This is a genomic window from Acetobacter ascendens (assembly GCF_001766235.1).
GTDB classification, from domain to species: Bacteria; Pseudomonadota; Alphaproteobacteria; order Acetobacterales; family Acetobacteraceae; genus Acetobacter; species Acetobacter ascendens.
In genome coordinates, this window is the sequence record NZ_CP015164.1 from 2,767,610 (window position 1) to 2,793,127 (window position 25,518).

General features: G+C 52.5%; 22 protein-coding genes and 1 tRNA gene. 17 read left to right on the top strand and 6 right to left on the bottom strand.

What is annotated here, in order from left to right; translation table 11 throughout:
- Window positions 1-96 precede the first annotated feature (96 nt).
- Entirely contained in the window at window positions 97-2,151 is a 2,055-nt protein-coding gene (locus tag A4S02_RS13505) for a hypothetical protein (RefSeq protein WP_070324281.1), read from the bottom strand.
- 45 nt (window positions 2,152-2,196) lie between these two features.
- On the opposite strand from A4S02_RS13505, the gene A4S02_RS13510 reads away from it, so the two are divergent.
- From A4S02_RS13510 to A4S02_RS13560, 11 genes are all read left to right on the top strand, one after another.
- On the top strand, window positions 2,197-2,598 hold the full coding sequence (locus A4S02_RS13510) for a VOC family protein (protein WP_019088576.1): 402 nt from the start codon (window positions 2,197-2,199) through the stop codon (window positions 2,596-2,598).
- A gap of 105 nt (window positions 2,599-2,703) precedes the next feature.
- Window positions 2,704-3,516, top strand: a complete 813-nt coding sequence (gene dapF / locus A4S02_RS13515; protein WP_070324078.1) for a diaminopimelate epimerase — start codon at window positions 2,704-2,706, stop codon at window positions 3,514-3,516.
- Window positions 3,513-4,757, top strand: coding sequence for a tRNA (N(6)-L-threonylcarbamoyladenosine(37)-C(2))-methylthiotransferase MtaB (gene mtaB / locus A4S02_RS13520; protein WP_070324079.1), 1,245 nt, complete (start codon window positions 3,513-3,515; stop codon window positions 4,755-4,757). The genes dapF and mtaB overlap by 4 nt, the downstream gene beginning before the upstream one ends.
- A gap of 1 nt (window position 4,758) precedes the next feature.
- Window positions 4,759-5,688 (top strand): signal recognition particle-docking protein FtsY, encoded by a 930-nt coding sequence (ftsY, locus tag A4S02_RS13525; RefSeq protein WP_070324080.1) that lies wholly within the window; start codon window positions 4,759-4,761, stop codon window positions 5,686-5,688.
- Between the two features lie 119 nt (window positions 5,689-5,807).
- Window positions 5,808-6,110 carry an AtpZ/AtpI family protein gene (locus A4S02_RS13530; protein ID WP_070324081.1) on the top strand — a complete coding sequence of 101 codons (303 nt, stop codon included), beginning with the start codon at window positions 5,808-5,810 and terminating at the stop codon, window positions 6,108-6,110.
- A gap of 55 nt (window positions 6,111-6,165) precedes the next feature.
- Entirely contained in the window at window positions 6,166-6,915 is a 750-nt protein-coding gene (locus A4S02_RS13535) for a F0F1 ATP synthase subunit A (RefSeq protein ID WP_003624139.1), read from the top strand.
- A 55-nt stretch (window positions 6,916-6,970) separates the two neighbouring features.
- Entirely contained in the window at window positions 6,971-7,195 is a 225-nt protein-coding gene (locus A4S02_RS13540; protein ID WP_003624142.1) for an ATP synthase subunit C family protein, read from the top strand.
- 49 nt (window positions 7,196-7,244) lie between these two features.
- Window positions 7,245-7,826 (top strand): F0F1 ATP synthase subunit B family protein, encoded by a 582-nt coding sequence (locus tag A4S02_RS13545; RefSeq protein ID WP_026019292.1) that lies wholly within the window; start codon window positions 7,245-7,247, stop codon window positions 7,824-7,826.
- A gap of 23 nt (window positions 7,827-7,849) precedes the next feature.
- Window positions 7,850-8,353 carry a F0F1 ATP synthase subunit B gene (gene atpF, locus A4S02_RS13550; protein WP_019088569.1) on the top strand — a complete coding sequence of 168 codons (504 nt, stop codon included), beginning with the start codon at window positions 7,850-7,852 and terminating at the stop codon, window positions 8,351-8,353.
- Between the two features lie 26 nt (window positions 8,354-8,379).
- The gene (locus tag A4S02_RS13555) at window positions 8,380-9,153 is read left to right on the top strand and encodes a glycosyltransferase family 2 protein (RefSeq protein WP_070324082.1); all 774 of its coding nucleotides are present in this window, start codon (window positions 8,380-8,382) and stop codon (window positions 9,151-9,153) included.
- Window positions 9,147-10,838, top strand: coding sequence for an ArnT family glycosyltransferase (locus A4S02_RS13560; RefSeq protein WP_070324083.1), 1,692 nt, complete (start codon window positions 9,147-9,149; stop codon window positions 10,836-10,838). The genes A4S02_RS13555 and A4S02_RS13560 overlap by 7 nt, the downstream gene beginning before the upstream one ends.
- An 85-nt stretch (window positions 10,839-10,923) precedes the next feature.
- On the opposite strand, the gene A4S02_RS13565 is transcribed toward A4S02_RS13560, so the two are convergent.
- Window positions 10,924-10,996, bottom strand: a tRNA-Thr gene (locus A4S02_RS13565).
- 171 nt (window positions 10,997-11,167) lie between these two features.
- Here A4S02_RS13565 and A4S02_RS13570 point away from each other — a divergent pair.
- Genes A4S02_RS13570 through A4S02_RS13580 form a run of 3 tightly spaced genes read left to right on the top strand, consistent with a single transcriptional unit; the run spans window position 11,168 to window position 15,046 of the window.
- On the top strand, window positions 11,168-12,637 hold the full coding sequence (locus A4S02_RS13570; RefSeq protein WP_070324084.1) for a paraquat-inducible protein A: 1,470 nt from the start codon (window positions 11,168-11,170) through the stop codon (window positions 12,635-12,637).
- On the top strand, window positions 12,634-14,343 hold the full coding sequence (locus A4S02_RS13575; protein ID WP_070324085.1) for a PqiB family protein: 1,710 nt from the start codon (window positions 12,634-12,636) through the stop codon (window positions 14,341-14,343). Before A4S02_RS13570 ends, A4S02_RS13575 begins: the two co-directional genes overlap by 4 nt.
- Before the next feature lie 4 nt (window positions 14,344-14,347).
- Complete coding sequence (locus A4S02_RS13580; RefSeq protein WP_070324086.1) at window positions 14,348-15,046, top strand: PqiC family protein; 699 nt, start codon at window positions 14,348-14,350, stop codon at window positions 15,044-15,046.
- Between the two features lie 83 nt (window positions 15,047-15,129).
- Here A4S02_RS13580 and purF read toward each other — a convergent pair whose 3' ends face one another.
- The 4 genes from purF to metH are packed head-to-tail and all read right to left on the bottom strand — an operon-like array spanning window position 15,130 to window position 21,118.
- The gene (gene purF, locus A4S02_RS13585) at window positions 15,130-16,617 is read right to left on the bottom strand and encodes an amidophosphoribosyltransferase (protein WP_070324282.1); all 1,488 of its coding nucleotides are present in this window, start codon (window positions 16,615-16,617) and stop codon (window positions 15,130-15,132) included.
- 46 nt (window positions 16,618-16,663) lie between these two features.
- Window positions 16,664-17,188, bottom strand: coding sequence for a CvpA family protein (locus tag A4S02_RS13590; protein ID WP_070324087.1), 525 nt, complete (start codon window positions 17,186-17,188; stop codon window positions 16,664-16,666).
- 51 nt (window positions 17,189-17,239) lie between these two features.
- On the bottom strand, window positions 17,240-17,590 hold the full coding sequence (locus tag A4S02_RS13595) for a hypothetical protein (protein WP_019088561.1): 351 nt from the start codon (window positions 17,588-17,590) through the stop codon (window positions 17,240-17,242).
- A gap of 21 nt (window positions 17,591-17,611) precedes the next feature.
- Window positions 17,612-21,118, bottom strand: coding sequence for a methionine synthase (gene metH, locus A4S02_RS13600; protein WP_070324088.1), 3,507 nt, complete (start codon window positions 21,116-21,118; stop codon window positions 17,612-17,614).
- A gap of 104 nt (window positions 21,119-21,222) precedes the next feature.
- Here metH and A4S02_RS13605 point away from each other — a divergent pair, with 104 nt between their 5' ends.
- The 3 genes from A4S02_RS13605 to A4S02_RS13615 all read left to right on the top strand — a co-directional run bounded on the left by A4S02_RS13605 (window position 21,223) and on the right by A4S02_RS13615 (window position 25,506).
- Window positions 21,223-21,600 (top strand): hypothetical protein, encoded by a 378-nt coding sequence (locus tag A4S02_RS13605; RefSeq protein ID WP_228142402.1) that lies wholly within the window; start codon window positions 21,223-21,225, stop codon window positions 21,598-21,600.
- 182 nt (window positions 21,601-21,782) lie between these two features.
- Window positions 21,783-24,038 carry a peptidase domain-containing ABC transporter gene (locus A4S02_RS13610; RefSeq protein WP_019088558.1) on the top strand — a complete coding sequence of 752 codons (2,256 nt, stop codon included), beginning with the start codon at window positions 21,783-21,785 and terminating at the stop codon, window positions 24,036-24,038.
- A gap of 4 nt (window positions 24,039-24,042) precedes the next feature.
- Window positions 24,043-25,506: an HlyD family type I secretion periplasmic adaptor subunit gene (locus A4S02_RS13615; protein ID WP_019088557.1), complete on the top strand. Its 1,464-nt coding sequence runs from the start codon at window positions 24,043-24,045 to the stop codon at window positions 25,504-25,506.
- The last annotated feature ends 12 nt before the right edge of the window (window positions 25,507-25,518 follow it).

Here is a 25,518-nt window from a genome sequence, read left to right on the forward strand (position 1 = left end):
TAGAAATGCGAGATAAAGGTTCCTGCCCGGAAAAGCTAGTAGTTTGACGGCAGAACCCTGTACTGCATGATTTTATAGCACAGGAATTATGCGCTTTTACTGGAAAGGAAGATAGCGGAAATCCATAAAAACCTGGCTCATACCAGCACTTGGGGCGCCCCCCAGCCCTTCCCAAGCCTTGCGGCGGGAATAAGCAAGCTGCAAACCGGCTTCTACAGTGCCGTAATGTCCCTTGAAGAAACGATACCATGCGCCAACGGTTGCTTCCATCACGCTGCGGGTGTTGCCTGTGCAGCCCAGAGTTGAAAGCTCGGTGGCCATTTCAATATTACAGCCGCTGTTATCAAACGATGGGTTGCCATACCCATATGCAGAGCCATTGGAATTAAAGTAACGACGGCCAGCTTGCTGATATCCAAAATAACCATAGACATCGATAAGCTGGTTAGGGTGGGCAATCACACCAGCCGTGCCTTGTATGGATGGAATCGGTGAGGGCTCACCTTTGGAATTAAGCGTAGCATCTGGCAGCAACACAGAGCCGTAGCGGCCAATACCCACTCCAGCCAAACCGGCAAGCTGCACTTCCACCTTGTGCGGAAGAACAGGAAGCACAACAGAGCCACCACCACCGCCAGCAATGGCAGTATGGTTGCGTCCGCCGCCAAGCTCAGAAACGCGGGTATGAGGAAAGTGTAGAATGCCCTCAACTTCGTAATGGCCCCAGTGCGGGTCCCATGCCAGCTTGCCAATAATGTCTGGGGCAATTTCGTTGGGGAAGAGGGCATCGTTTGTCAGGCCGGTGCCGTCATACCCTACAGTTGCAATGCGTCCGTTTGGCAGGCGTACTTGCCCATCTGTCACGCTAGAAAAGCTATCAACATTATACAGCGTGGCTGAGTTTTCGATGGAAAGACCAGCCCACAGTCTGTGCTGGAAGAAGTCTTTTACAAATCGGAACTGTAGCTGCCGCGCCCACGTTTGGCCTGCCAGCATGGAGGATTCGATGGTGAGTGGCAGATTTTCCTGACGAGGAATAATACCCACACGGCCCGGTGTTAGCATGCTCCACGCTTGCCCGGCCAGAAAGTGAAAGTTCAGAGCACTGTTATCGTAGGCCATATAAAGTTGGCGCATACGGAAGGTGTAACTGTTACTTTCGTAAGGATCTGTTGTGGAGGCACCCGCTCCGAAGTCCATTTCGTAAAAGCCGGAAATGGTGGAGTTTTTATCTACGTTGCCGCGGGCCATAAGGGAAATTCGGCTGTAACGTGCGCTGCCTTCAAAGTTATCGGTATGGTAACGGGCATCGCCTTTGTAAGGCATGTCCGCCCAATAGTTGAAGGTGCCGGTGGATGTATGGCGGTTTGATTCCACCGCAGCGGCATCCAGAAACCCACCCAAAATGAGGGTAACCGGCCCAAGGTGGAACACCCCGTGGTCACCCAGCGCGCCAGCGGCCTGTGCGCCAGCCGTTTCACGCTGGTGCGCGCCAACCTGGTTGTCTGCAATGCGGGCAATCATCTCTTCTGCACGATGCCCGACAACAGATTCCACTTCCGGGGTATCGTTTTTACCAGAAAACACGGGTTGTGCATCTGGACCCATAGCGTGGCGCAGGGAGCCGCCAGAGCGTGTTGAAGCTGGTGCGCTAATGCCCGGATCAGTGGAGGTAGTGCTGGCAATTGTGCCATCTTGCATAGCAACAGTTACGCCAGAGCCTGAACTGGCAACAGCACGGTGGCTGCCAGAAACAGCTCTGCTTGCCGTGGAATTACCATTGCTGGCGTGTACAGTGCCACGGCGCTGGGCAATCTGTTTTTGCACGCTTACCAGCGCTTTTTGTAATTCGCGCTGTTCGGTTTGAATGCGGGAAATCTGCTGTTCCAGCGCATCGAGCGAGGCTGCATCATCCGCCGCGGCATAGGCGTAGTTCATGGCCATTCCGCCAGAGGCCAGTACAGTGCCCATGCATAGGCCTGTTTTGATATGACGTGCCATGCGGCAGGAAAACTGACGGAAGATGCGCATTCGCTTTTCAAATATTGTTGAAGTGGTTCTTATATGAATGTGAACCATTTTCCTTGGCTTGCCGTAAAGAGCTCTCTCCTTAAAAAATAATTTCAAGGAAAAAAGATGTGCGTTAAGCACAGGCATTGGTTTTTATTATGCTCTGTTTGGTAAAGGAATATTTTTATGGCCAAGATGATCCACAGCATGTTGCGGGTGTTGGATGAGGCACGATCCACGCATTTTTATGCAGATACACTAGGCATTAAACCTGTGGGGCGGTTTGAATTTGAGAGTTTCACGCTGGTGTATCTGGCCAATGATGAGCAGACTTTTGAGCTTGAACTCACCATTAATCACGGGCGGACGGAATCTTATGATTTAGGGGAGGGTTACGGCCATCTTGCTGTGTCTGTTGCAGATGTGCAGGCTGAACATGCACGTATGGAAGCTGCCGGACACCCTGTTACACCAGTTAAAACGCTGGAAAATAAAGGCCAAGTGGTTGGGCAGTTCTTCTTTCTGACAGACCCAGATGGTTATAAAATTGAAGTATTGCAACGCGGTGCTCCGGGACGCTTCCTGTAAGCGCGTTACAATTATGCCAGTAGGGTGCGGAAAAGACTGATTTCCGGGCCTGCTGGCTGCTTTCTCTCATGGCATCGGCGCTTAAAGTGGCGTATAAGCCACAGCATGCTGACATCTTTCCGTAAAATGCATGGTCTGGGGAATGATTTCGTCATTCTGGACGAGCGCGATGGGCATTTGTCCCTTACGTCAGCCCGTATTGCTGCCTTGGCGCATAGGCGCCGTGGAATTGGGTGTGACCAGTTGGTAACGTTGCGCCCCGCCTGTGCGGAAGGGGCGGATGTGTTTGTGCGTTTTTTTAATCCCGATGGGTCGGAAGCCGGTGCGTGCGGAAATGCTTCGCGCTGTGTGGCCGATCTGATCTGGCGGGAAACAGGAAACAGAACTCCTGTGTTGCAAACGCGCGCTGGACGCCTGCCTGCGCAGATAGAAAAAAACGGCCTGATTACGGTAGATATGGGTGAACCCCGCCTGAACTGGCAGGATGTGCCTTTGGCGGCGGAAATGGATACCCTGCATCTGCCATTGGAGGGTGACCCTGCCGCCGCATCTATGGGAAACCCGCACGCAACGTTTTTTGTGGAAGATTTTGTGCACCTTTCCCAAGGGCATGCGCTGGAGCATGATCCGCTTTTTCCCGAACGGGCAAATATTGGTTTTGCGCGCATTGATGGGCCAGCACGTATGCGGCTCAAGGTGCATGAGCGTGGTGCCGGAGTGACGGAGGCCTGTGGTTCAGGCGCATGCGCTGCAGTGGTAAATGCGGCGCGGCGCGGTTTGGTAGAGCGCGTATGTGAAGTAGAGCTGGATGGCGGCATTTTGCGGATTGAATGGGCAGACAATAATCATGTGTTCATGACGGGTTCTGCAACAACAGCTTTTGAAGGGACGGTTGATCTGGCCGCTTACCCGGAATGAGTAAGCCGGAAATTCTCACATTTGGCTGCCGTCTGAATACATGGGAAAGTGAAGTCATGCGCAACCACGCAGCTTCACTGGATAATGTTATTATCGTGAACACCTGTGCCGTTACGGGGGAGGCAGAGCGTCAGGCGCGTCAGGCTATTCGCCGTGCACATCGTGAAAACCCGGATGCTCGCATTGTGGTGACGGGGTGTGCTGCCCAGATTAACCCCGAAAGCTGGAGCGATCTGCCCGGCGTAGCCCGTGTGCTGGGGAATGAGGAAAAGCTGAAGGCCGAAAGCTGGTCTGCTGCCGCTTTGTCTCAGCCATTTGCTGTGTCCGATATTATGGCCGCCAAGGAAACCGCTGCGCATCTGGTGACTGAATTTGCAGGCCGCACACGGGCCTTTGTGCAAGTTCAGCAAGGGTGTAATCATCGGTGTACGTTTTGCATCATTCCATTTGGGCGCGGGCCTTCTCGGTCTGTGCCTGTTGGTGCTGTGGTGGAGCAGGTGCGTGCTCTGGTGCAGTCTGGGTATCGGGAAGTCGTGCTCACTGGGGTGGATATGACATCTTGGGGAGAAGATTTGCCCGGCAAACCGGTTCTTGGTCAGCTTTGCCGTCGTGTGCTCCGTTTGGTACCAGAACTGGAGCGGATGCGCCTTTCTTCTGTTGATCCGGTAGAGATTGATGAAGATATCTGGCAGCTTTTGGCCGAAGAGCCACGTTTTATGCCCTATTTGCATTTGTCCTTACAGGCTGGGTCTGACCTGATTCTTAAGCGCATGAAGCGGCGGCATTTGGTGGCAGATGCCGCGCGGGTGGTAGAGCGTGCCCGGGGCTTGCGGCCAGATATTGGTATTGGTGCTGATGTTATTGCGGGTTTCCCAACAGAAGACGAAGCGCTGTTTGAAGAAACACGCAGTTTTCTTGCCCAGCAGGCGCTGCCGTATCTACATGTCTTTCCGTATAGTGAACGGCCTGGAACGCCTGCCGCGCGTATGCGTGCAGTGCCTGTGCCTGAACGCAAAGCGCGTGCTGCGCAATTGCGGGAAGTGGGGGCAGCCTCTGCGGCTCGGTATTATAAAAGTCTTATAGGTCAGCCCCTACGTGTGCTGATGGAAACCCCAACTGCCGGTCATAGTGAGCAGTTTGCCCCGGTGCGGCTTGCTCAAGGTGAAGCCGAAGTGGGGGAAATTATAACCCTTCAACCCACAATGGCCGATAGTGCAGGGTTGGTGGTGGAAAGGATCTGAGATGGCGCTTGGTTTTTTCTCTCGTCTCAAGCAGGGATTGTCACGTTCTACCCAAAAGCTGGGTGGGGGTATTACGGGCATTTTCACCAAGCGCAAGCTGGATGATGAAGCACTGGAAGAGCTGGAAGATCTGCTGATTACAGCAGATATGGGTCCGGCTGTTGCAGAACGTATTATCGAATCCTTCCGATCCTCTCGTTTTGGCACCGAGGTGACGGACGAAGAAATTCGCACCACCTTGGCGGATGAAATCGCCGCAATTCTGGAGCCTGTTGCCAAACCTTTTGAGCCTGATCCTGCGCATAAACCGCATGTTGTGTTGGTGGTGGGTGTGAATGGCGTAGGAAAAACAACCACCATTGGCAAAATGGCCCGCTTTTTTACCGAGGAAGGTAAGAAGGTGATGATGGTGGCGGGTGATACCTTCCGCGCCGCTGCGGTGGAGCAGTTGCAAATTTGGGGGGAAAGAACCGGTTGTCCGGTTATTGCCGGTCCTCCCGGTGCAGATGCAGCCGGTTTGGCTTTTGAAGCACTTAAGCGCGGTAAGGCTGAAGGGGCGGATCTACTGTTTGTAGATACGGCAGGCCGCCTGCACAATAAAAGTGCGCTGATGGAAGAACTTGCCAAAATTATCCGCGTCATGCGTAAGTTCGATGAAACGGCACCACACTCTGTGCTGTTGGTGCTGGATGCCACAACTGGCCAGAATGCCGTGGAGCAGGTTCGGGTGTTTCGCGAACTTGTGAATGTGACCGGTTTGGTTGTGACAAAATTGGATGGTTCTGCCCGTGGGGGCATTGTGGTGGCTCTGGCTGATCAGTTTGGGCTGCCTGTGCATGCCGTGGGTGTGGGTGAACAGGCAGAAGATCTGCGACCTTTTTCCGCAGTGGATTATGCACGCGGTTTAGTGGGTGTGGCTGACACAGTCTGATTTTTTGTGGAGAATTATGGTGGAAAAGGCAGATTTTGATGCATCTACCCATCATGGTTTCTTGACAGGATATGACAGCCCCGTTAGCAAGCGCCTGCACCCCTCTGAAGGGGCGAAGAATGAGTAAGAACGGTAACGATTCCTTTGGTGCTCGGCTGAAGGCGGCAGAACGTCGCTCTGGCCTAGAGAAAAAGGAAAATTCAGCCGAGAAAGAGGATGCTGTAGAGCAATCTCTTCCTGGGTTGGCGCTTAGGGCTGGGGCTGAAATGCTTTCAGCGCTGATAGTAGGCGTTGCAATTGGGTGGGAGCTGGATCACTGGCTGAAAACCCGGGCGGTTTTTCTCATTCTCTTCGCACTGATGGGCGGAGGTGCTGGCGTGCTGAATGTTTGGCGGCTGGTCAAGTCGATAGACGGCAAGTAAGAAGCTGTAATCCGAATACGATTCGGATGCGGTAAAGGGTTTTAGGAGAGCGGTTGTGGCGGGCGGTTCCAGCATCAACGTACTTGAACAGTTTGAGCTTCATCCCGTTCTTGGTGGGTTGGGCGAAGCATTGCGTTTCAGCCAATCCCCCCTGTACATGATTGTGGCAGTGTGTCTGGTTCTCGCATTCCTGTATTTTGGTATGCGTCCAGCTGCGGTGGTTCCCGGTCGTTTACAGGCTGCGGCAGAAGTTTGTTACGAATTTATTCATAACATGGCGGTTGATACGATTGGGCCAGAAGGCACGGCTTTCTTCCCGTTCATCTTCACTCTGTTCTTCTTTATCCTGGCCGGTAACTATATTGGTCTGCTGCCGTTTTCCTTTACATTCACCAGCCATATTGCCGTAACCTTCGCGCTCGCCATGATGGTGTTTGTGCTTACGGTTATTGTTTCCCTTAAGGTGCAGGGGCTGCGTTTCTTTGCGCACTTCATGCCGGAAGGCGCTAGCCCGTTTCTGGCTCCGCTGCTGATCCCGATTGAAATTCTTTCTTTTCTTTCGCGTCCTGTCAGCCTCTCCATCCGACTGTTCGCCAACATGGTTGCCGGGCATGTCATGTTCGATATTTTCGCAAGCTTTGTTATCATGCTCGCCGGTTTTGGTGTGGTGGGTGACGTGTTTGCGGTTGGGCCGATTGCCATTAACGTGGCACTGATGGCTCTTGAGTTGCTTGTTGGTGTGTTGCAGGCCTATGTGTTTGCCATTCTAACGTGCATCTACCTGCGGGAGGCCGTGGCTCACTGAGGAGCTGCTTTGCCCGTTTCGTTTGAACTGTACTTGAAACAAGGAAGTGACTGATATGGACATCGCTGCAGCCCGGGAAATCGGTGCAGGTATCGCCGTGATCGCCCTTGCCGGCGTTGGTATCGGCCTCGGCAACATCTTCTCCACGCTGGTAAGCAGCATTGCGCGCAATCCGGCTTCCCGTCCGCATGTGTTCGGTCTGGGTATGCTCGGCTTTGCTCTAACAGAAGCTATCGCTCTGTTCGCGCTGCTGATCGCGTTCCTGATCCTGTTCGTCTGAGAAAGCTTTCAGGAAAGAGGAGAACATTCCTGTGGGTGTGATTAAGAAGATGCTTCGTGCCGGCCTGTTCGCAACGGTTTCCGGTGTGTCTCTTCTGGCCGTTTCCGCGCCTGGTGCATACGCCACGGGAATGCCTCAGCTAGATTTTGCCAACCCCCTTGTAACCGGTCAGGTTATGTGGGGTGCGGTAATTTTCTTCGTCTTTTATATGGCGCTCAGCAAGGCCATGCTGCCCGGTATTGCCCGGGTGCTGGAAGACCGCAGCAAGCGTATTTCCGGGGATCTGGAAATTGCACGTGCGGCCAAGCAGGATGCCGATAAAGCTGTTGCTGAACTTCAGCAGGCCCGTAAAGATGCTATGGCAGAAGCCCAGGCGCATCTTGATCAGGTTCTGGCAGAAGAACATAAAGCAGCCGAACAGCAGATGCAGGAAATTAATGCGCGAGTAACAGCAGAAATTGCTGATGCTGAAAAACGCGTGGCTGAGGAAAAAACGCGTGCATTGAGCGCGCTTAAAGAAATTGCGGGTGATACCACGCAGGCTCTGGTTCAGCGTCTGACGGGTATTGTGCCTGATGCTCAGCTTGTTGCCCAGAAGGTTGAAAGCGCTTCGGCGCACAGCACTATCTGACCAGCTCCGGGGGAATTTTCGTCATGTCTGGCATTTTTCACGAAGCGGGTTTCTGGGTCGCTGTTTCGTTTGTTCTGTTCTTTGTGCTGGTTGGTAAAAAGATTTGGGGGCCTATTGCCACCATTCTGGATAGCCGCGCCAACCGTATCCGTGAAGAACTTGATGAAGCCGCCCGCTTGAGAAGAGAAGCTGAGCAGATGCTGGAAGATGCCACGCGTGATCGTGAGCAGGCACTGGCAGAAGCTAAGTCTTACGTCGAGCAGGCTCATCAGCAGGCTGCTGAAATGGCCCAGAAAGCACGTGCAGAGGCAGAAGCCGCTGTGCAGCGCCATGAACAAATGGCGCGTGATCGTATTGCAGCTGTAGAACGCGCTGCTGTTAAAGAAGTGCGCCAGTTGGCAATTGATGTGGCCGTACAGGCTGCCAACGGTGTTATTCCTCAGACGCTTGATGAGCAGAAAGCCGCAGGGCTTGTTGATCAGGCACTGGCTGGTTTGCCTGCCGCTCTTGCGCGCAAGGCAGCCTGAAACATTATCAGCTGAATGGTGAATACGTGACAGGTCTGGTTTCAGCCTCACCGTCACAGCATAACGATGCTCAGTGTGAACTGAGCATCGTTATTGCTGTTTTGGATGAACAGGATAATCTGCCACAGGTTTGCCGAGAGCTGGCGGAGGCCATGCAGCAATTGCCTGTGGCCGAAGTTGTTTTTGTAGATGATGGTAGCCAAGATCAGACCGTAGAAGTTTTACAACGTTTACGGGATGAATGTTTGCCAAGCTTACGCATTCTTTCACATGATCGGCGTTGCGGTAAGTCTGCTGCCCTACGCACAGGTATTACGGCAGCCCGTGGTACATGGATTGCCACTATTGATGGCGATGGGCAGGATGACCCGCGTGAGCTCGGCACTTTGGTTTCTCTTGCGCAAGTGCAGGCAACCAAGGGTAGGGCCCCACTTGTTGTAGGGGTGCGTACACGCCGTAAAGATGGTTGGTCCCGCCGTTTTGCAACACGTTTTGCTAACGGGTTGCGGCAGAAACTTTTAAATGATCAGTGCCCAGATACAGGAGCACCTATCAAAATTTTCCAGCGAATAGACTTTCTGCGCTTGCCGCAGTTTGAAGGTTTGCATCGTTTTCTGCCGGCGCTGTTTGCATCTTATGGTGTGCCGTTGGTGTGCCATCCTGTTACACACCGGCCGCGTTTGCATGGGCATTCCAAATATACCAACTTCAATCGTGCCGTGGTTGGGGTGCGTGATCTGCTGGGCGTGATGTGGTTACGGAATCGTACGCATCTTCCAAAATCGATTCGTGAATGTTGAAGCAAAAAAACGGTCATCAGCCTCTTTCTTTTAAAGCCCTGCTGCTTTTAGGCCTTGCTGCTTTTTTGCTGTTTCTGCCGGGACGGGCTGTTACGCCACCATTTGATCGGGATGAACCCCGATATATGGAAGCCACGGCGCAGATGCTAGAATCGCACAATTTTGTAGATGTGCGTTTTCAGGACAAACCACGTTATTTACAGCCTGCTGGTATTTACTGGCTAGAAGCTGCTGCCGTTTCTCTTACAGGAATGCAGCATCAACGGGTTGTTTGGCCGTATCGCATTCCTTCACTTCTGGCCATGTCTGGCGCTGTTGTTCTTACAGCACTTATTGGCTCTATGCTGTTTGGGGCTTCGGTCGGCCTTGGTGCGGGCTTGTTGTTTATGGCTTCTGTGCTGGTTGCAGCAGAAAGCCGTATGGCCACAATCGATTCCTGCTTGCTGCTTACGGTGCTGCTCGCACAGTTGGCGCTCACAGGCGCTTTACGAGATCGCCAGCAAGATGTGGCCACACCAATAAAACGTGCTTTGCTGTATTGGGGTGCCATTGGCTGCGGTCTGATGCTGAAAGGGCCGGTTATTCTTATTCCATCTCTTGCGACACCATTGGTGTTGGGGATGCTGGATCGAGATTTTGGTCTGTGGCGCAGAATGCGTCCGGCATGGGGCTGGCTTTTATCTGCCGCTATTCTGGTGCCGTGGTGTGTAGCTATTGGGATTGTAAGCCACGGTGAATTTTTTCGGAATGCTGTTGGCACCAACTTTTTGGGCAAGGTTGCATCTGGGCAGCAAGCGCATGGGTTGCCGCCAGGATACCACTTGTTGGTTTTCCTATTGGCATTTTGGCCCGGATCATTTTTTGCAGCCTGTGTAGCGCCTCTGGTTTGGCGTGCACGTAAACAAGAAACCGTGCGCTATTTGCTGTGTTGGATTGTGCCGCATTGGTTGGTGTTTGAGGCTATTGCTACAAAGCTTCCGCATTACGTGCTGCCTACTTACCCGGCCATTGCCATTCTTACAGCCGCGTTTCTGGCTCAGGGTGGAGAGGTGTGGCGTCAGTGGCCTGTGCGTGTTTGGGGCAAGGTATTTCTAGGCATTTATGCTGTTGCATGGGCTCTGGTGGGTATGGCCTTGGCCGTTGCTGGTCCAACACTGGTGTGGGTGCTTGAACACCAAATATCGGCAGCGGCTATTGTTTTGGCCTTGGGGGTATTGCCGCTGGTTGGCCTTTCAGCATGGTTTATTTCACGCGCGCGTTTGCAGCAGGCTGCTTTAAGCAGTGTGGCTGCGGCTGTACTGCTCTATGTGGGGCTGTTTACGGTTGTGGTGCCGCAGTTGCAAAGCATCTGGTTGGCCCCGCGTCTGACAGCACTAGTGCAGGCACATCAGCCGTGTGCAGAGTCGCACGTGGTGTCAGTGTCCTTTTCTGAGCCAAGCCTGGTCTTTCTGCTGGGTGGCAAGGTGCTGCTCACAGGAGCAGAAAATGCGGCAGCAGCTATGAAGGCAGATGCAAAGTGCACGGTGGCACTTGTTGATCAGCGAGATGCCCCCGCATTTATGGCAGCATTGGGTAATAAAGCGGAAAATGCCGTCAGCCTCGGCACAGTAGGTGGGCTGAATTACTCTAACGGTCGTCATTTGCTTATAAGTTTGTACAAGCTGAATACACCACCAAAGCAGTAAAAGTGTTTGAATGGATGGATATAAAACGCATTTTTACAGGGTAATGTAAAAGTGCATTCAGTATTTTGGGAAGCGCAAAAGGAAATGCCCGCTGGCGGATTCGAACCACCGGCCCCATCATTACGAATGACGTGCTCTACCAACTGAGCTAAGCGGGCACATTTTGTTTGCGGGGCGGTGACTATCATGATCCCTGTGCCTACGCAAGGGAAAACTGCAATTTACCTAGAGGTTTGGGCAACAACAAAACGTCATTTCTGGCTTTAAGCAGGGGTGCCATTCTGTTTTGAGTGTGACGGAACGGTTTTTTCGTTTTAAGAACTATCCGTATGAACATGTCGCAGTTATTTGGCTTGGTGCGGGAGGCCCTTAATCCCGGGCAGAATGTTCCGGTTGATGAAAAGCGGCATGTTCGGCTTGTGCAGGGCATTGTGGAATGCCCTTGCTGTGGTCATTACCAGCATCTGTCCGAGCTTAAACCCGGAACACAGGCACGCTGTTGCCGATGCGGGCAATTGCTTGATCGACGCAATCGCACCTCTCCCATTGCAACACCGCTAGCCTTTTGCATCAGTTCGGCGTCCCTCTATTTGGCCATGCTGCTTTCCACATTGATGATGTTGGATCTGTATGGGCGGGAGAGAACCGTAGATATTCTTACCGGCCCGATAGAGTTATTGCATGAGGGCTGGGGCGAAATTGGTGTGTTGGTGGCCATAGCCACCATTATTGTGCCGGGGCTTGTTATCAGTATGATGATGCTGGTGCTGGTTGGTGCACTTCAGCCCAAACTACCGTTCTGGGTGCCGCATCTTCTTAAGTGGTATGAACGCCTGCGCCCGTGGTCGATGGTGGAAGTGTATATTCTGGGTGTTTTCGTGGCCTACACCAAGCTGTCAGATATGGCTTATGTGCAGGTGGGGGCAGCGGTCTTTCTGGTGGCCTCACTTATGGTCACCATGTCTGCCACAGATGCCACGTTGGATACGGAACTGATCTGGCGGCGCAGGCAAACAGATACCAGCTTGCGGCGGATGGATAATAAGCGCGTACGCCTATCGTGCGAGGAAATAGGCCCGAATGACCAGATGTCCCCAGCTAGCCATATGGTGTCCTGTCTGTCTTGCTCCGCTGTGCTGCTGTTTGATGAAAAGCTGGATCAGACAGCTCCGTTAGGGTTTTGCCCTCGCTGCGGGCATGTGCTGCGCCAACGCAAGCCTGATAGCATTGCCCGTACCGTGGCGCTGCTTGTTTCTGCCGTGGTGTTTTATCTGCCTGCCAATATCTACCCGGTCATGACTGTTATCCGGCTGGGTGCAGGGACGGGGCACACCATTGTAGAAGGGGCCATAGAACTGTGGGAGAGCAATATGATTCCGCTTTCCCTGCTGGTGCTGTTTGCCAGTGTTTTGGTGCCTGTTCTTAAAATTATCGGGCTGATGTTTATGGTTATCAGCACCAAATACCATTCTGCGCGAAATCTGGCTGCCCGATCCAGACTGTACAGGCTGGTAGATGTTATCGGGCGCTGGTCTATGATTGACGTATTCATGGTTTCCATTCTGGTGGCCATGGTGCGCTTCAGCAGTATGGCCAGCATCAGTGCTAATGGCGGGGTGGTATGTTTTGCCGCCGTGGTGGTGCTGACAATTTTTGCAGTGCATGCATTTGATCCTCGGTTGATGTGGGATGCAGCGGGCAAAAACGGCGATACGGCCCCAACCGATGCCGGACAAAATTGTCCGGCAAAAATTGAGGCCGCTGCATATTGGGACAACATGGAGCCGGACAGGGCGTGAACGGACACAGTGATAATCATTTCTCTCCTCCAGAAGGGGAAAGTGCTCAGGATGCTCTGGTAAGGCGCATTCGGTTTTCCATTATCTGGATTATTCCTATTGTTTCCGTGCTGATTGCGGGCTTTCTGGTCTGGCGCAGTTTTATGGACAATGGGCCAGAAATTACCGTTGTATTTGATACGGCAGATGGCCTGACCAGCGGCCAGACACAGGTGAAAAACAAATCTGTGGTGCTGGGCACGGTGGAAGGTGTCTCGCTGACCGATGACTTGCGGCATGTCAAAGTGCGTATCCGTATGAACAAGGGTACGAACGATATGCTTACGGATAGCGGCCGGTTCTGGGTTGTGCGTCCGCGTATCAACGGGGCGAGCATTACCGGTTTGGAAACCCTGATGTCTGGCGCGTATATTGCGTTCGACCCGGGGCTGAACAAGAATGGCCACCCTGCTGGTAAGCGCACCACAACGTTTGAAGGGCTAGAAGCCCCTCCGGGTGTGCGTTCAGATCAGCCAGGGCGTATTTATACGTTGGTAGCGGGCAATATCGGCTCTATCGGGCAGGGGGCGCCTGTTTTCTTCCGCGACGTGGATGTGGGGGAAGTGCTGGGTTACACCATGCCACCCGGCGGACGCGGCCCGGTGATGATCCAGATTTTTGTGCGTGAGCCATATGATCATTACCTGAACACCAATTCCCGTTTCTGGAACGTTTCTGGCGTTAAGGTTGGGTTTGGTGCTGGTGGGCTTAAGGTGCAGCTGCAATCCTTGCAGGCTTTGTTTTCTGGTGGCGTGGCTTTTGGTTTGCCTCCGGTTGCGGAAAGCCGTTTGCATCCAGCTTCAGAAGCTCCGGCCAATACGGTTTTCAAGCTGTATGATACGCATGAGGATGCAGATAACGCGGGCTACCGTGAGCGTGTGCCGCTTGCTACCTATGTTATGTCTTCTGTCAAAGGGTTGGACGTTGGCAGCCAGGTGACGATGTTTGGGATTCAGGTGGGGAATGTAACCAGCGTAAAGCTGGATCTAAGCTCCAATCCCGGACATCCGCGCGTACGTATCGGTATGGAAGTGCAGCCTGAACGTGTGCTGTCTTCGGCTGAACTGCGGAACAACAATCTGACAGACATGTTCCGCACTTTGGTGGCGAATGGTCTGCGTGCTTCAACAGACAGTGTCAGTTTCCTGACGGGTGAGGGGATGATTTCCCTTAACTTCATCAAGAACCCAGCACCCGCCACAACCAGTATGGAAGGCGCAACGCTGGTTATTCCAAGCCAGGCAGGTGGTATGGGCGGGATTATGGATTCCCTTTCCACCATTACGTCTCGCTTGGCCGCTATGCCGTTTGAACAGATTGGTACAAATGCCAATAACCTGCTGGCACATGCGGATCAGACACTTGTCACCCCGGATGTTAAGCAGTCTCTGGTTGGGTTGCGGAATTCCATGCAGAACCTGCAGGCTCTTACGCATGATTTGCGTAACGGCGTTGCTCCGCTGAGCAAGCGTTTGCCAGAAATGGCACAGCAGCTTGATCAAACCCTGCAAAATGCCAACCGTCTGCTAGCCAGTTATGGCGGCAACAGTGATTTCCATCGAAATCTGCAATCCATGGTGGTGCAGTTGGGGCAGACAGCGCGCTCCCTGCGTTTCCTGTCAGACTTCCTCACCAACCATCCTTCTGCACTGCTTTCAGGACGTTAAGATCATGACGCAAACTGTTTCTTGTAAGCCCATGAATACCCGTCTTGACCGGCGTATGTTGCTCCGCCTGAGCGGTGTAGCTGGGCTGGGTGTTATGGCTGTTACGCTAACGGCCTGCTCTGGCGGTAGCCCTTCATTGTACACGTTGGCCATTACGCCCGGCCAACCGCAGCCGGGTGGGCCACGCTTTGTGGAAGTGCGCTTGCCTACAGTAGCATCCGGTTTGGATAGAGACCGGATTGTTACGGCTGATAGTGGCTATAAGCTTACAGTATCTTCTGCTGATGCATGGAGTGATTCTCTGCCAGCTCAGATCAGCCGCGTTATGGCTGGTGATCTGGCGCAGCGTTTGCCGGGCACAGGCGTGTTTGTAGAGAATGATACCGTGGCGACTGAGCCAGAAGCCTATGTGGATATGTCCATCAGCCGCTTTTCAACCGGCCCGTCAGGCAATGTAGAACTGGATGCTACGCTTTCCATCCAGCCTGCTTCTGCTGGTGTTCCTGGTAAAGATGAGCAGTACTATATGCAGAACTTTACACTGCAGGGCACGCAGGCCAGCGCCACCATGCCAATGGTACAGGTATTAAGCCAGCTTCTAGGCCAGTTGGCAGATGTTGCGGCCCAGCAATTGCGCCAGCTTCCTTCTGGTCAATCCACCGGGCGGCACACCATTGTGCGTAAGAAAGCGCAGCATGGATGATGTTACTCTAAACTATGGGTAATGAAGGTTATAAAAAAAGCGGCCAATTTGGCCGCTTTTTTTATTTAGTAAGGATGCTGGCCTCAGGCGGTGCCTGGGCCAAACTCCGCATCATGGTCGATAAGGGGAATAGGATAGTCCCCCGTAAAGCAGGCATCACAATAGCGAGCATCGCTTGCCTGACGGTCTTTGTAACCCATAGCGCGATACAAACCGTCTAGCGAAATAAAGGCAAGGCTATCTACACCAATCAGTTCTGCCATGGCTTTCAGATCATTCTGGGCAGCCAGCAGCTTGCTGCGTTCTGGCGTATCAATGCCATAGAAGCAGGAATGCCGAGTGGGTGGGGAAGAAATACGCATATGCACTTCTGTTGCACCCGCAGCCCGCACCATATCTACAATTTTGCGGGATGTGGTGCCGCGCACAATGGAATCATCCACCAGAATAACGCGCTTGCCACTTAGAATAGGGCGATTGGGCGAGTGTTTCATCTTCACGCCCAAATGCCGGATCTGATCTGTGGGTTCGATAAAGGTGCGGCCCACATAATGGTTGCGGATAATGCCCAGTTCAAAAGGGATCCCACTGGCTTCGGCATAACCGATAGCTGAAGGCACGCCTGAATCGGGCACTGGCACCACTACATCGGCATCTACATGGCTTTCACGTGCTAGTTCGTGCCCGATCTGCTTACGCACTTCGTAAACAGGCAACCCTTCTAGAACAGAGTCGGGGCGGGCGAAGTAGATGTATTCAAACACGCAAAAACGCGGATGCGTATCACCAAACGGGCGCAGGGAGCGGATACCGTTTTCATCAATCACAACCAGTTCGCCCAGTTCCACATCACGCACAAATTCTGCGCCGATAATGTCCAGACCACAGGTTTCTGATGCCAGAACCCATGAGGGCTGCTTGCCATCTTCGGAGGGTAGCTTGCCAAGCACCAGTGGGCGTACACCCATGGGGTCACGTACGCCAATCAGCGCCTCTTCAGACAGCACAACCAATGAATACGCGCCGGTTACCCGTTTAAGCGCATCAATCAGCCGGTCTTCCACTGTTGCATAAAGAGAGATGGCAATCAGATGGATGAAAACTTCCGAATCCGTGGTGGACTGGAACAGGCAGCCGCGGCGGATAAGTTCACTTCGCAGAGTGTCAGCGTTGGTCAGGTTGCCGTTATGAGCCACAGCCAAGCCGCCAAACGCAAATTCAGCAAACAGTGGTTGTACGTTACGAAGCAGCGTAGCGCCCGTTGTGGCGTAGCGGTTATGACCAATGGCGCGTGTGCCTTTAAGCGTAGCCATAACGCGGGAATCTGCAAACACATCACTCACAAGGCCAAGGCCTCGGTGAGAATGGAAGCGACGTTCCTGCGGGTCAAAGCAGACAATACCAGCGGCTTCTTGCCCGCGGTGTTGAAGGGCGTGCAAACCCAGAGTGGTAAGGGGAGCAGCATCCTTAGCGTTCCAGATACCAAAGACAGCACATTCTTCGTGTGGATGATCATCATCCAGTGTCAGTGGATCAGGCAAGGAAGCAGACGGCGTGGGATGGGCGAGCATAAGCGTGCAGGGCCTCCGCAGAAGGTCAGAAACTGGCCGTATGGGATCACAAGGTGGCGTCATGACCTGTAGAAGGATTCCGCGCAACCCCTTTTGCGCTTAAATCCGGTAGATATGGCTGGATATGGGATGCGCCGAGCCGGATGTAAGGGGTAAGCCGGCTATCTTCTGTTAGGGCGGCCATGTCTTGAGGTTGTAGTAACCACTGTGCGGCCATGAACAGCACAACCACCAAAAACATTCCGCGCACAATTCCAAAAAGCAGGCCCAGCAATCGGTCCAGCGCATCTAAGGGTGTTGCTTTGACGATTCGGACAATCGCAGCAGAAAGCACATAACCAGCGCACAACACCCCAAGCAGCAGCAGAACAAAGGCGCTTATCTGTGCGCCTGTAGGGGAGGTGATAAAGCGCTGCACAAAGGGCAGAAAAGCTGCGTGAAAGCGCAGGGCCAGCACAATGGCAATGCCCCAGCTTACAAAGCCCAACGCATGCCGCGTAAACCCCCGCCATGCGCCATGCAGAGCAGACAGGCCAATAATCAGCAGGGAGAGGGCATCTATGGCAGCCATGAGGGACGCTTTATGCCAACGAATGAGCGGCCTGTCATGCGCTTCTGTATTTTATGGCAGCTTGCTGGTGGTTACGCGCCATGGGCGCATGACCTTGCCGTTTCGTTTTTTTCTGTGCGGAGGTTGATTGAGTTTCATCAACAGCTCGGCCACTTCCAGCCTGCGCAGTAGTTCAGTCCATACTTCGGCCGGATTAACATCCTGGCTTTCCCATAATTTGTGCAGAGTTTGGAGGAACAAAGCGCTTTCATGCACAATATCCTGCTGCCGGTCATCTATAAATGCGGCAGTACAGTTTGTGGCATGAAGCCCAACCTGCCGACAGAGCCGCTTGAGCGCGACGCTGGCTGGAGGAGAGGCAGGTGGGAGTGAAGTAACCATAAGGTGAATGATGCGCTGCATCTTCACCCTTGGTCAATGGTATTAGATTGTGAAGTATTTCGCGTGCTTGTTTAGAATAACAAGTGCTGAGGTAGACTGTTCCGGGTGGAGTTGATCCCCATCTGTTAGGGAAACCCCAATGCGTTCGGCATCCAACAAGGCCAGAATGGGGTGTTGGTCTTCCAGCCGTGGGCAGGCCGGGTACCCAAAGGAATAGCGAGACCCGCGATAGCCCTGCTGCAGCAGCTTTTCCATATCGCGTGCATCTTCCCCAGCAAAGCCGAGTTCAGCCCGGATACGTTTGTGCGTATATTCGGCCATGGCTTCTGCCATTTCTACGGAAAGACCGTGGAGGTACAGATAATCCTGATACCGGTTTTCTTCAAACCAATCACGGGCGATGTCGGATGCTTTTTGGCCGACGGTTACAACCTGCAGACCGATCACATCACGCTCTGGGTCTGATATATCGCGTACAAAGTCAGCAATACATTCGCCATCTGCTTTTGGCTGGCGTGGCAGCGTAAAACGGCAGGCTTCGGTTGTGCCGTCTTCTTCAAACAGTACCAGATCATTGCCATCCCCGGCAGCTTTCCAGTAGCCGTAAATGGCCTGTGGTTTGAGAATGTTTTCTTTGGCCGTTAGATCCAGCATGCGGCGCAGGATTGGGCGGAGTTCCTGCCGTGCCCATATCAAGAAGTCATCCAAGGAGCGGCCTTGCTTACGGAAGCCCCACTGGAACTGATAAAGTGCACGTTCGTTCAGGAACGGCAGAACGGCTTCTGGTGTGGCTTCCAGAACGCGGGAACCCCAGAATGGCGGAACCATAGGTGGTTCATCTGCGGTCAGACGTTCACGCCGTGCACGTGCCGCAGCAACATCAACTGGGCCAAAGCCACGTGTTTCTGCTGTTTCTGGTGTGCGGGCATTGGTGCGGGTAGCTTTGCCTTCGCGCCGTTTCTGGATGGCAGCCAGATAATCATCAAACTTCTTCTGGCTTATCTGGTCCATAAGCGTCAGACCATCAAAAGCATCACGCGCATATGCCACTCGCCCTGTAGGCGCATAGGCGGCAACGCAATCTTCTTCCACATAGTTACGGGTAAGGGCTGCGCCGCCCAAAAGAACAGGTGTATCCAGCCCATCGCGGGAGATTTCTTCCAGGTTTTCACGCATGATGACGGTGGACTTCACCAACAGGCCAGACATGCCAATGGCATCGGCCTTTTCCTTGCGTGCTGCCTCGATCATATCCTGCACAGGCACCTTGATGCCTAGATTGACAACGCGGTAACCATTGTTGGTGAGGATGATATCTACAAGGTTCTTACCGATATCGTGCACGTCACCTTTAACCGTAGCCAGCACGATTGTGCCGCGCTGCTGGCCGTCTATCCGCTCCATATGAGGTTCCAGATAGGCAACAGCGGCTTTCATGGTTTCGGCAGATTGCAGCACAAATGGCAACTGCATCTTGCCCGCACCAAACAGTTCTCCCACCACCTTCATGCCATCCAGCAGAACGGTGTTGATGATGTCCAGCGGGGCCATGTTTTTCATGGCTTCTTCAAGGTCTGCCTCCAGTCCTTTCCGGTCCCCATCAACAATACGGTCTTTTAGGCGTTCTTCTGCTGTTTCAGCCCGTTTGCGCTTCACCGCATCTGCGGCTTTACGATCTGCAAACATGGCCAGAAGCGTTTGTAGTGGATCGTAATCTTCTGTGCGGCGGTCAAAAATCAGGTCTTCTGCAACTTTAACTTCTTCAGGGGCAATTAAGTGCAGAGGACGGATTTTGGAAACGTGCACAATGGCGGCTGTCATGCCGGCTTTAACAGCGTGATCCAGATAAACCGAGTTCAGTACGGCACGCGCAGCCGGATTGAGCCCGAAAGAGATATTGGACAGGCCGAGCACGATCTGAATATCCGGGAAGGCATCCCGAATCATTTTAATGCCCTCAAGCGTCCATTGCCCCAGTTTGCGGTCATCTTCCGCACCGGTGGCGATGGTAAAGGTGAGGGGGTCAATCATCAGGTCAGACTGTGGCAGACCGTATTTTTCGCAGGCAAATTTTACAAGGCGGCTGGCAATACGCAGTTTGTCTGCCGGCTTGCGGGCCATGCCTTCTTCATCAATGGTCAGGGCAACAACAGCGGCACCAAATTTGCGGGCCAGTGTCATGCGGTCTGCTGCAGGGCCTTCGCCATCTTCAAAGTTGATGGAGTTGATAATGGGTTTGCCACCGTGCAGCTTAAGGGCTGCCTCAATAACCGGTGTTTCGGTGGAATCAATCACCAGTGGCGCGTTTACGGATGAGGTGAAGCGTTTGATCACTTCATCCATTTCTGCACGTTCATTACGGCCTACAAAAGCCGTGCAGATATCCAGTGCATTGGAGCCTTCACGTATCTGTTCGCGCCCAACGGTTACACAGCCATCCCAGTCATGTGCTTCCTGAAGTTCGCGCCATTTTTTGGAGCCGTTGGCATTGCAACGTTCCCCGATGGAGAAATAGGCGTTTTCCTGCCGGAGGGGCACCTGAGAATAAAGGCTGGCAACAGAAGGCATCCATACGGATGTACGCGGCACAGGGGCAGGGCGTAGGCGGCCCGTGCCTTCTGCACGGCGGCGCAACATGGCATCCAGTGCTTCTGTATGCGGGGTGGAGGTGCCACAGCAGCCGCCGATCAGGTTGAGGCCATCTTCTGTAATAAAGCGCTCAACCCATGTGGCCATTTTTGCGGGTGTAAGGGGGTAATGAGTTTGACCATTTACCAGTTCGGGCAGGCCAGCATTGGGCTGCACGGAAATGAGCCGTGGCCAGTTTTCAGACAGCCATTTTACATGTTCAGCCATTTCCCGCGGGCCGGTCGCGCAGTTTAGGCCCATCAGATCGACGTCAAGACTGTGAATGACCGTGGCTGCCGCAGCAATGTCCGGCCCTACCAGCAGAGTGCCTGTGGTTTCTACGGTGACCTGCACGAAAATCGGGGTTGTGGCCCCTAGTTCTTTCCGTGCGATCTTTACGCCATTTACGGCCGCCTTGATCTGAAGTGTATCTTGGCAGGTTTCAATCAGGATGGCATCTACGCCACCTTCAATCAGGCCACGTGCTTGCTCTGCCAAAGCTGCTTCAAGGCTATCATAATCAATATTGCCCAGAGAGGGGAGCTTGGTGCCAGGGCCCATGGAACCCAGAACATAGCGGGTGCGGCCATCAGCAAAACTTTCTGCGGCTTCGCGCGCCAATATGGCGGAGTTCTTGTTGATTTCCCGCGTTTTGTCTGTCAGACCAAATTCGCCTAGCGTGATGGGGGAGCCGCCAAACGTATTGGTTTCCACCATGTCTGCGCCGGCTTCAAAATAACCGCGATGGATTTCACGGATAAGTTCCGGGCGTGAGAGCGTGAGAATCTCGGTGCAGTTTTCCTGCCCCCAGTAATCACGCTGGACATCCAGATCTAGCATCTGGATACGTGAGCCCATGCCTCCATCACAAAGCAGAACCTGATCACGTAGGGCATCAAGAAGGGGCAAACGAGAAGACATGGCGACCATAAAATATAAAAAGAAAGGGGAAAGTGCTTTCCCAACACCGCAAAGCACAAGGCATCACGTTATTCCAGAGAGCAGCCCGTATGTCTACTAGCCTTATGGAACAGAGCACAAAGCCCAGAGATGGGCGGATTATGCTTCATGTTTGTATATCGGTGCCGGATACGCAGATTAATCATCATGAAGATGCGCTTTTATTTGTTAATACCAAAATAACACAAGAACAGAAGGCAGGCTGGTGCCATGTTTGGCACTGGAATGGAGAAATAGGGCAGCACGCTGCGCATTGTGTCTGCTGTAATGGGCAAGGAAGCTTATCGAGTTTTTTGCTCGCACGGGCTCAGGAAAGCGTTTTAGGGCGCTGTGTGTCTTACCGGTCTGTGTGGATTATATGTCGCAACAATGAAGCAGAACGTGTGCAGAAACGGCTGCAGAAAGAAGGATTTTTAAATTCTTTTTATAAATTTGTCGCTTAAAGCCAGTTTTCTGCCTTTATTACTGCTCAGTTTTCTTTACATATTTTATCATAACCTACACAGAAAAACTTGGAGACTGTGTCTTCTCCTGTCATAACGGCGCATGTGCCGAGCAGGAACGTATCTGCTGTATTTGTGCGGTACGCTGTATTGTTAAGTTGGTTTAACCAAAAGGGTTGTGCGTGGACCAGACTGATCATGTGCCGGAACAGGCCGGTTCTCCTTCAGATACACATCGCGGTCAGGGAGCTCCCGTTTCTGCGCCTGTTATCCGGTTAAAAGCTGTTGCTGCAGCGGCCAAATATCATGGTCTGGAACTGGATATCCGTGATTTTGCAGCGGAACCGGGAGAAGATACGCCATCCCCTGCAACATTGGTGCGCTGGTTAGAAGATCAGGGTGCCGTGGCAAAGGCTGTGCGGATTAAGTGGCGTTATCTGGTTAAGATGACCAACTCTCCGCCGATTGTTTTGATGTTCCGCGATGGTTCTGCTGCACTGATGGTCAATGCGACACCAGATCGTGGGGTCGTATGGTTGCAGGATCCGCTTAAAGGCGCGGCTGTGGCTGCTGTGCCGGTAGATGAACTGCGTCTGTCTCAGATATGGACAGGTGATATTCTCCTTATCAAACGGCGTAGGGGAGAATCGGAAGCTGATGCTCCGGTCAGTCTGGGATGGCTGGCCAACATGGTGCTGCGTGAAAAGCGCTCTTTGCGCGATATCGGCATCGCATCCATGACGCTGAGTGTGTTGCAGATTTTTCCGCCGCTTATTGTTATGCAGGTTATCGATAAAGTGGTGGGCTACCACTCTATGTCGACACTCGTGTCAATTTCTGGCCTGCTGTTCATATTTTCACTTTACGAAGTGCTTATCGGTTATGGGCGGCGCGAGCTGTCTATGGTGCTGACAACACGTATTGATTCTCGTATTTCCCTGCATCTTTTTAGCCGCCTTTTGTCCTTGCCGTTGGAATATTTTGAACGCCAGCAGACAGGTAACGTGCTTGGGCGTGTGACAGCTATTTATAAAGTGCGAGATTTTTTGACCGGACGGTTGATGACCACCGTCTTGGATCTGTTTACGCTGGTTGTCGTTCTGCCTTTCCTTTTTATTCTCAGCGCAACGCTAGCTTGGATGACAGTTGCTTGTGCGGGTCTTATCGGTTTGGTTGTTGTGGTTGCTATGAGCCCGCTTGCCAAACTTATGGTGCAACAGCTTGCTGCTGATCGGGATAGAAGTGCCGTTCTGTATGAAAGCGTTGCGGGTATCCGCACCCTGAAAACACTTGCTTTGGAACCTATTCGTAAACAGGCGTGGGATGATGCCACGGCAAATGTTATTCGTTGGAAACTTGCGGTAGGGCGCTTTTCAAACTGGACCCAAACAATCGTTATGCCGCTTGATCTGTTTATCAATCGCGGCATCATTCTGGTTGGGGCTTATCTTGCGCTTGTAAGCCCCTCTACCGTGGGCATGGGTGGCCTGGTTGCATTTATGATGCTTGGCGGGCGTGTTGCTGCCCCGCTGGTTGGCCTGGCAAGGCTGATGGATGAGTTTAACGAAGTTATGGCATCTCTGGGTGAAGCCGCTTCGGTGCTGAATCAGCCTACGGAAACAAGAGCACTGACAACAGGGATGCGCCCGCGTATCAAAGGGGCGCTTTCGTTTGAGGATGTTAACTTCGCCTACCCTGGGTCTACCCGCCTTGCTCTGAAGGACGTCAATTTCTCTGTGCCAGCAGGCACCATGCTAGGGCTTGTTGGGCGAAGCGGATCTGGTAAATCCACCATTACGCGTTTGTTACAGGGGGTTAGCCGGTCTTACACAGGCTATCTCAAGCTGGATGGCGTTGATTTGCGTGAAATTAACCTTACCCACTTGCGCCGGTCTTTTGGGGTGGTGTTGCAGGATAACTTCCTGTTCCGTGGCACCATCCGCGATAATATTACGGCGGGTCGCCCTGGGTTTACGATTGATGATGTTGTGCATGCGGCCAGAATGGCTGGGGCCGAAGAATTTATTGAACGGATGCCCGCGGGTTACGAAACGTTTATTGAAGAAGGTTCAACCAATATTTCTGGTGGCCAGCGTCAGCGTCTTGCTATTGCGCGTGCTGTGATTACTGACCCCAAGCTGATGATTTTGGATGAGGCGACGTCTGCGCTGGATCCAGAAAGTGAAGCTTTGGTGAACGCCAATCTGGAGCGGATTGGTAAGGGTCGTACTATGGTCATTGTTTCGCACCGTCTCTCTTCCCTTGTGAACTGTGATCAGATTTGTGTGATGGATCAGGGGGAAGTGGCAGATATCGCACCTCATGATGTTCTGCTCGAACGGTGTGATATTTATCGGACACTTTGGATGCAGCAAAACCGGCATACAGAAGGACGTTCTTCTTCTGCAGGCGCATCTTTGATCGCGGAAGGAGAATAATCCCATGAGCGAACAGGATGCACAAATCGTGCCTAACGATCCATCTGATGAAAATCAGCAGAAGGCTGTCACGCCCGCTTCGGATGACTTTCTTAAGCAGGCTGATGATCCTTATGCACAAGGTGACATGCCCGTTGCGCTATTGGAGTTTCATTCTCCTACAGCGGCACTGGTTAATATGCCGCCTACACCCAGTGCGCAGTATATTGTGTGGGTGATTGGCGGGTTGGTACTGTTTTCCATGATTGGGATGACGGTCTTTCCGCTTGACCGTGTTGTTTCTACGCAAGGGCGCTTAATTTCCAGCGAACCATCGCTTGTGATCCAGCCTCTGGATACCTCAATCATACGTTCGATTGATGTGAGGGAAGGCGATTTCGTCCATAAAGGTGATATTTTAACGCATTTAGATCCTACGCAAACAGGCGCAGATAGTGAAAATCTGAAAACTCAGATGGATCAGTATCAAGCTGAAGTGGATCGCCTTACGGCAGAAGCGAACGGGCTGAATTATAAACCCGATGTAAATAATCTGGCCGCGTTACCGCAAGGGGAAGCGTATTTGCGGCGCATGGCTGAATTTAACGCTAAAGTTGAAAATTATAATAAGCAGATTGCCAGTTTGCAAAGTGACTTGCAGGGATATGTTGCAAATGCGGCAATGTATGCCGCACGTGCCAAAGTGGCTGGTGACGTTCATAAAATGCGTATGGAACTCCAGAAGGATCAGGTAGGTAGCCGACTGTCTACTTTGAGCGCTCAGAATGAGTTGATGGAAGTGGAACGCTCACAAATTTCAGCTCAGCAGCAGGCGGCTTCTACGCGGAACAAGTTGGCTGCTTCAGTTTCTGAAAAAGAAGGCTACATTCAAACTTGGAAAGCCGAAGTTTATAAAGATTTGATTGTGGCACAGCATAAGCTGGCAGAAGCAAAAGGCGCTTATCAAAAGGCTATTTTACACAGCAGCATGGTGGCGCTCAAAGCCGATGAAGATGCTGTTGTGCTGAATATCGCTAAAATTTCAGTTGGATCTGTTGTAACCCCGGCTGAAAAAATTATGACCCTTGTGCCTGTCGGGAAAGGGTTGGAAATTGAAGCTGTTATGTCAGGGCAGGATGTTGGTTTTGTGCGGATTGGAAACAAGGCACAGGTAAAATTTGCAACCTTCCCTTACCAGCAATATGGCGGTGCTGAAGCAACAGTTAAAACCATTAGTGCGGATTCTTTTGTGTCGGGCGGGGGCAGTGGTCCTAGCTCGGAAGATGTTACGCCAGATAATACATCCAAGTCTTTTTACAGTGTTCGTCTGCGGGTTGATAAATACACATTGCATGGCGTGCCTAATTTCTTTCATCCCCAACCGGGGATGCCAGTTACGGCGGAAATCCGCGTTGGTAAGCGCACGATCATACAATATATGCTGAATAGCTTTGTGCCATTGATGTCAAATGGGATGCGTGAACCCTAATTGGCAAAGAGC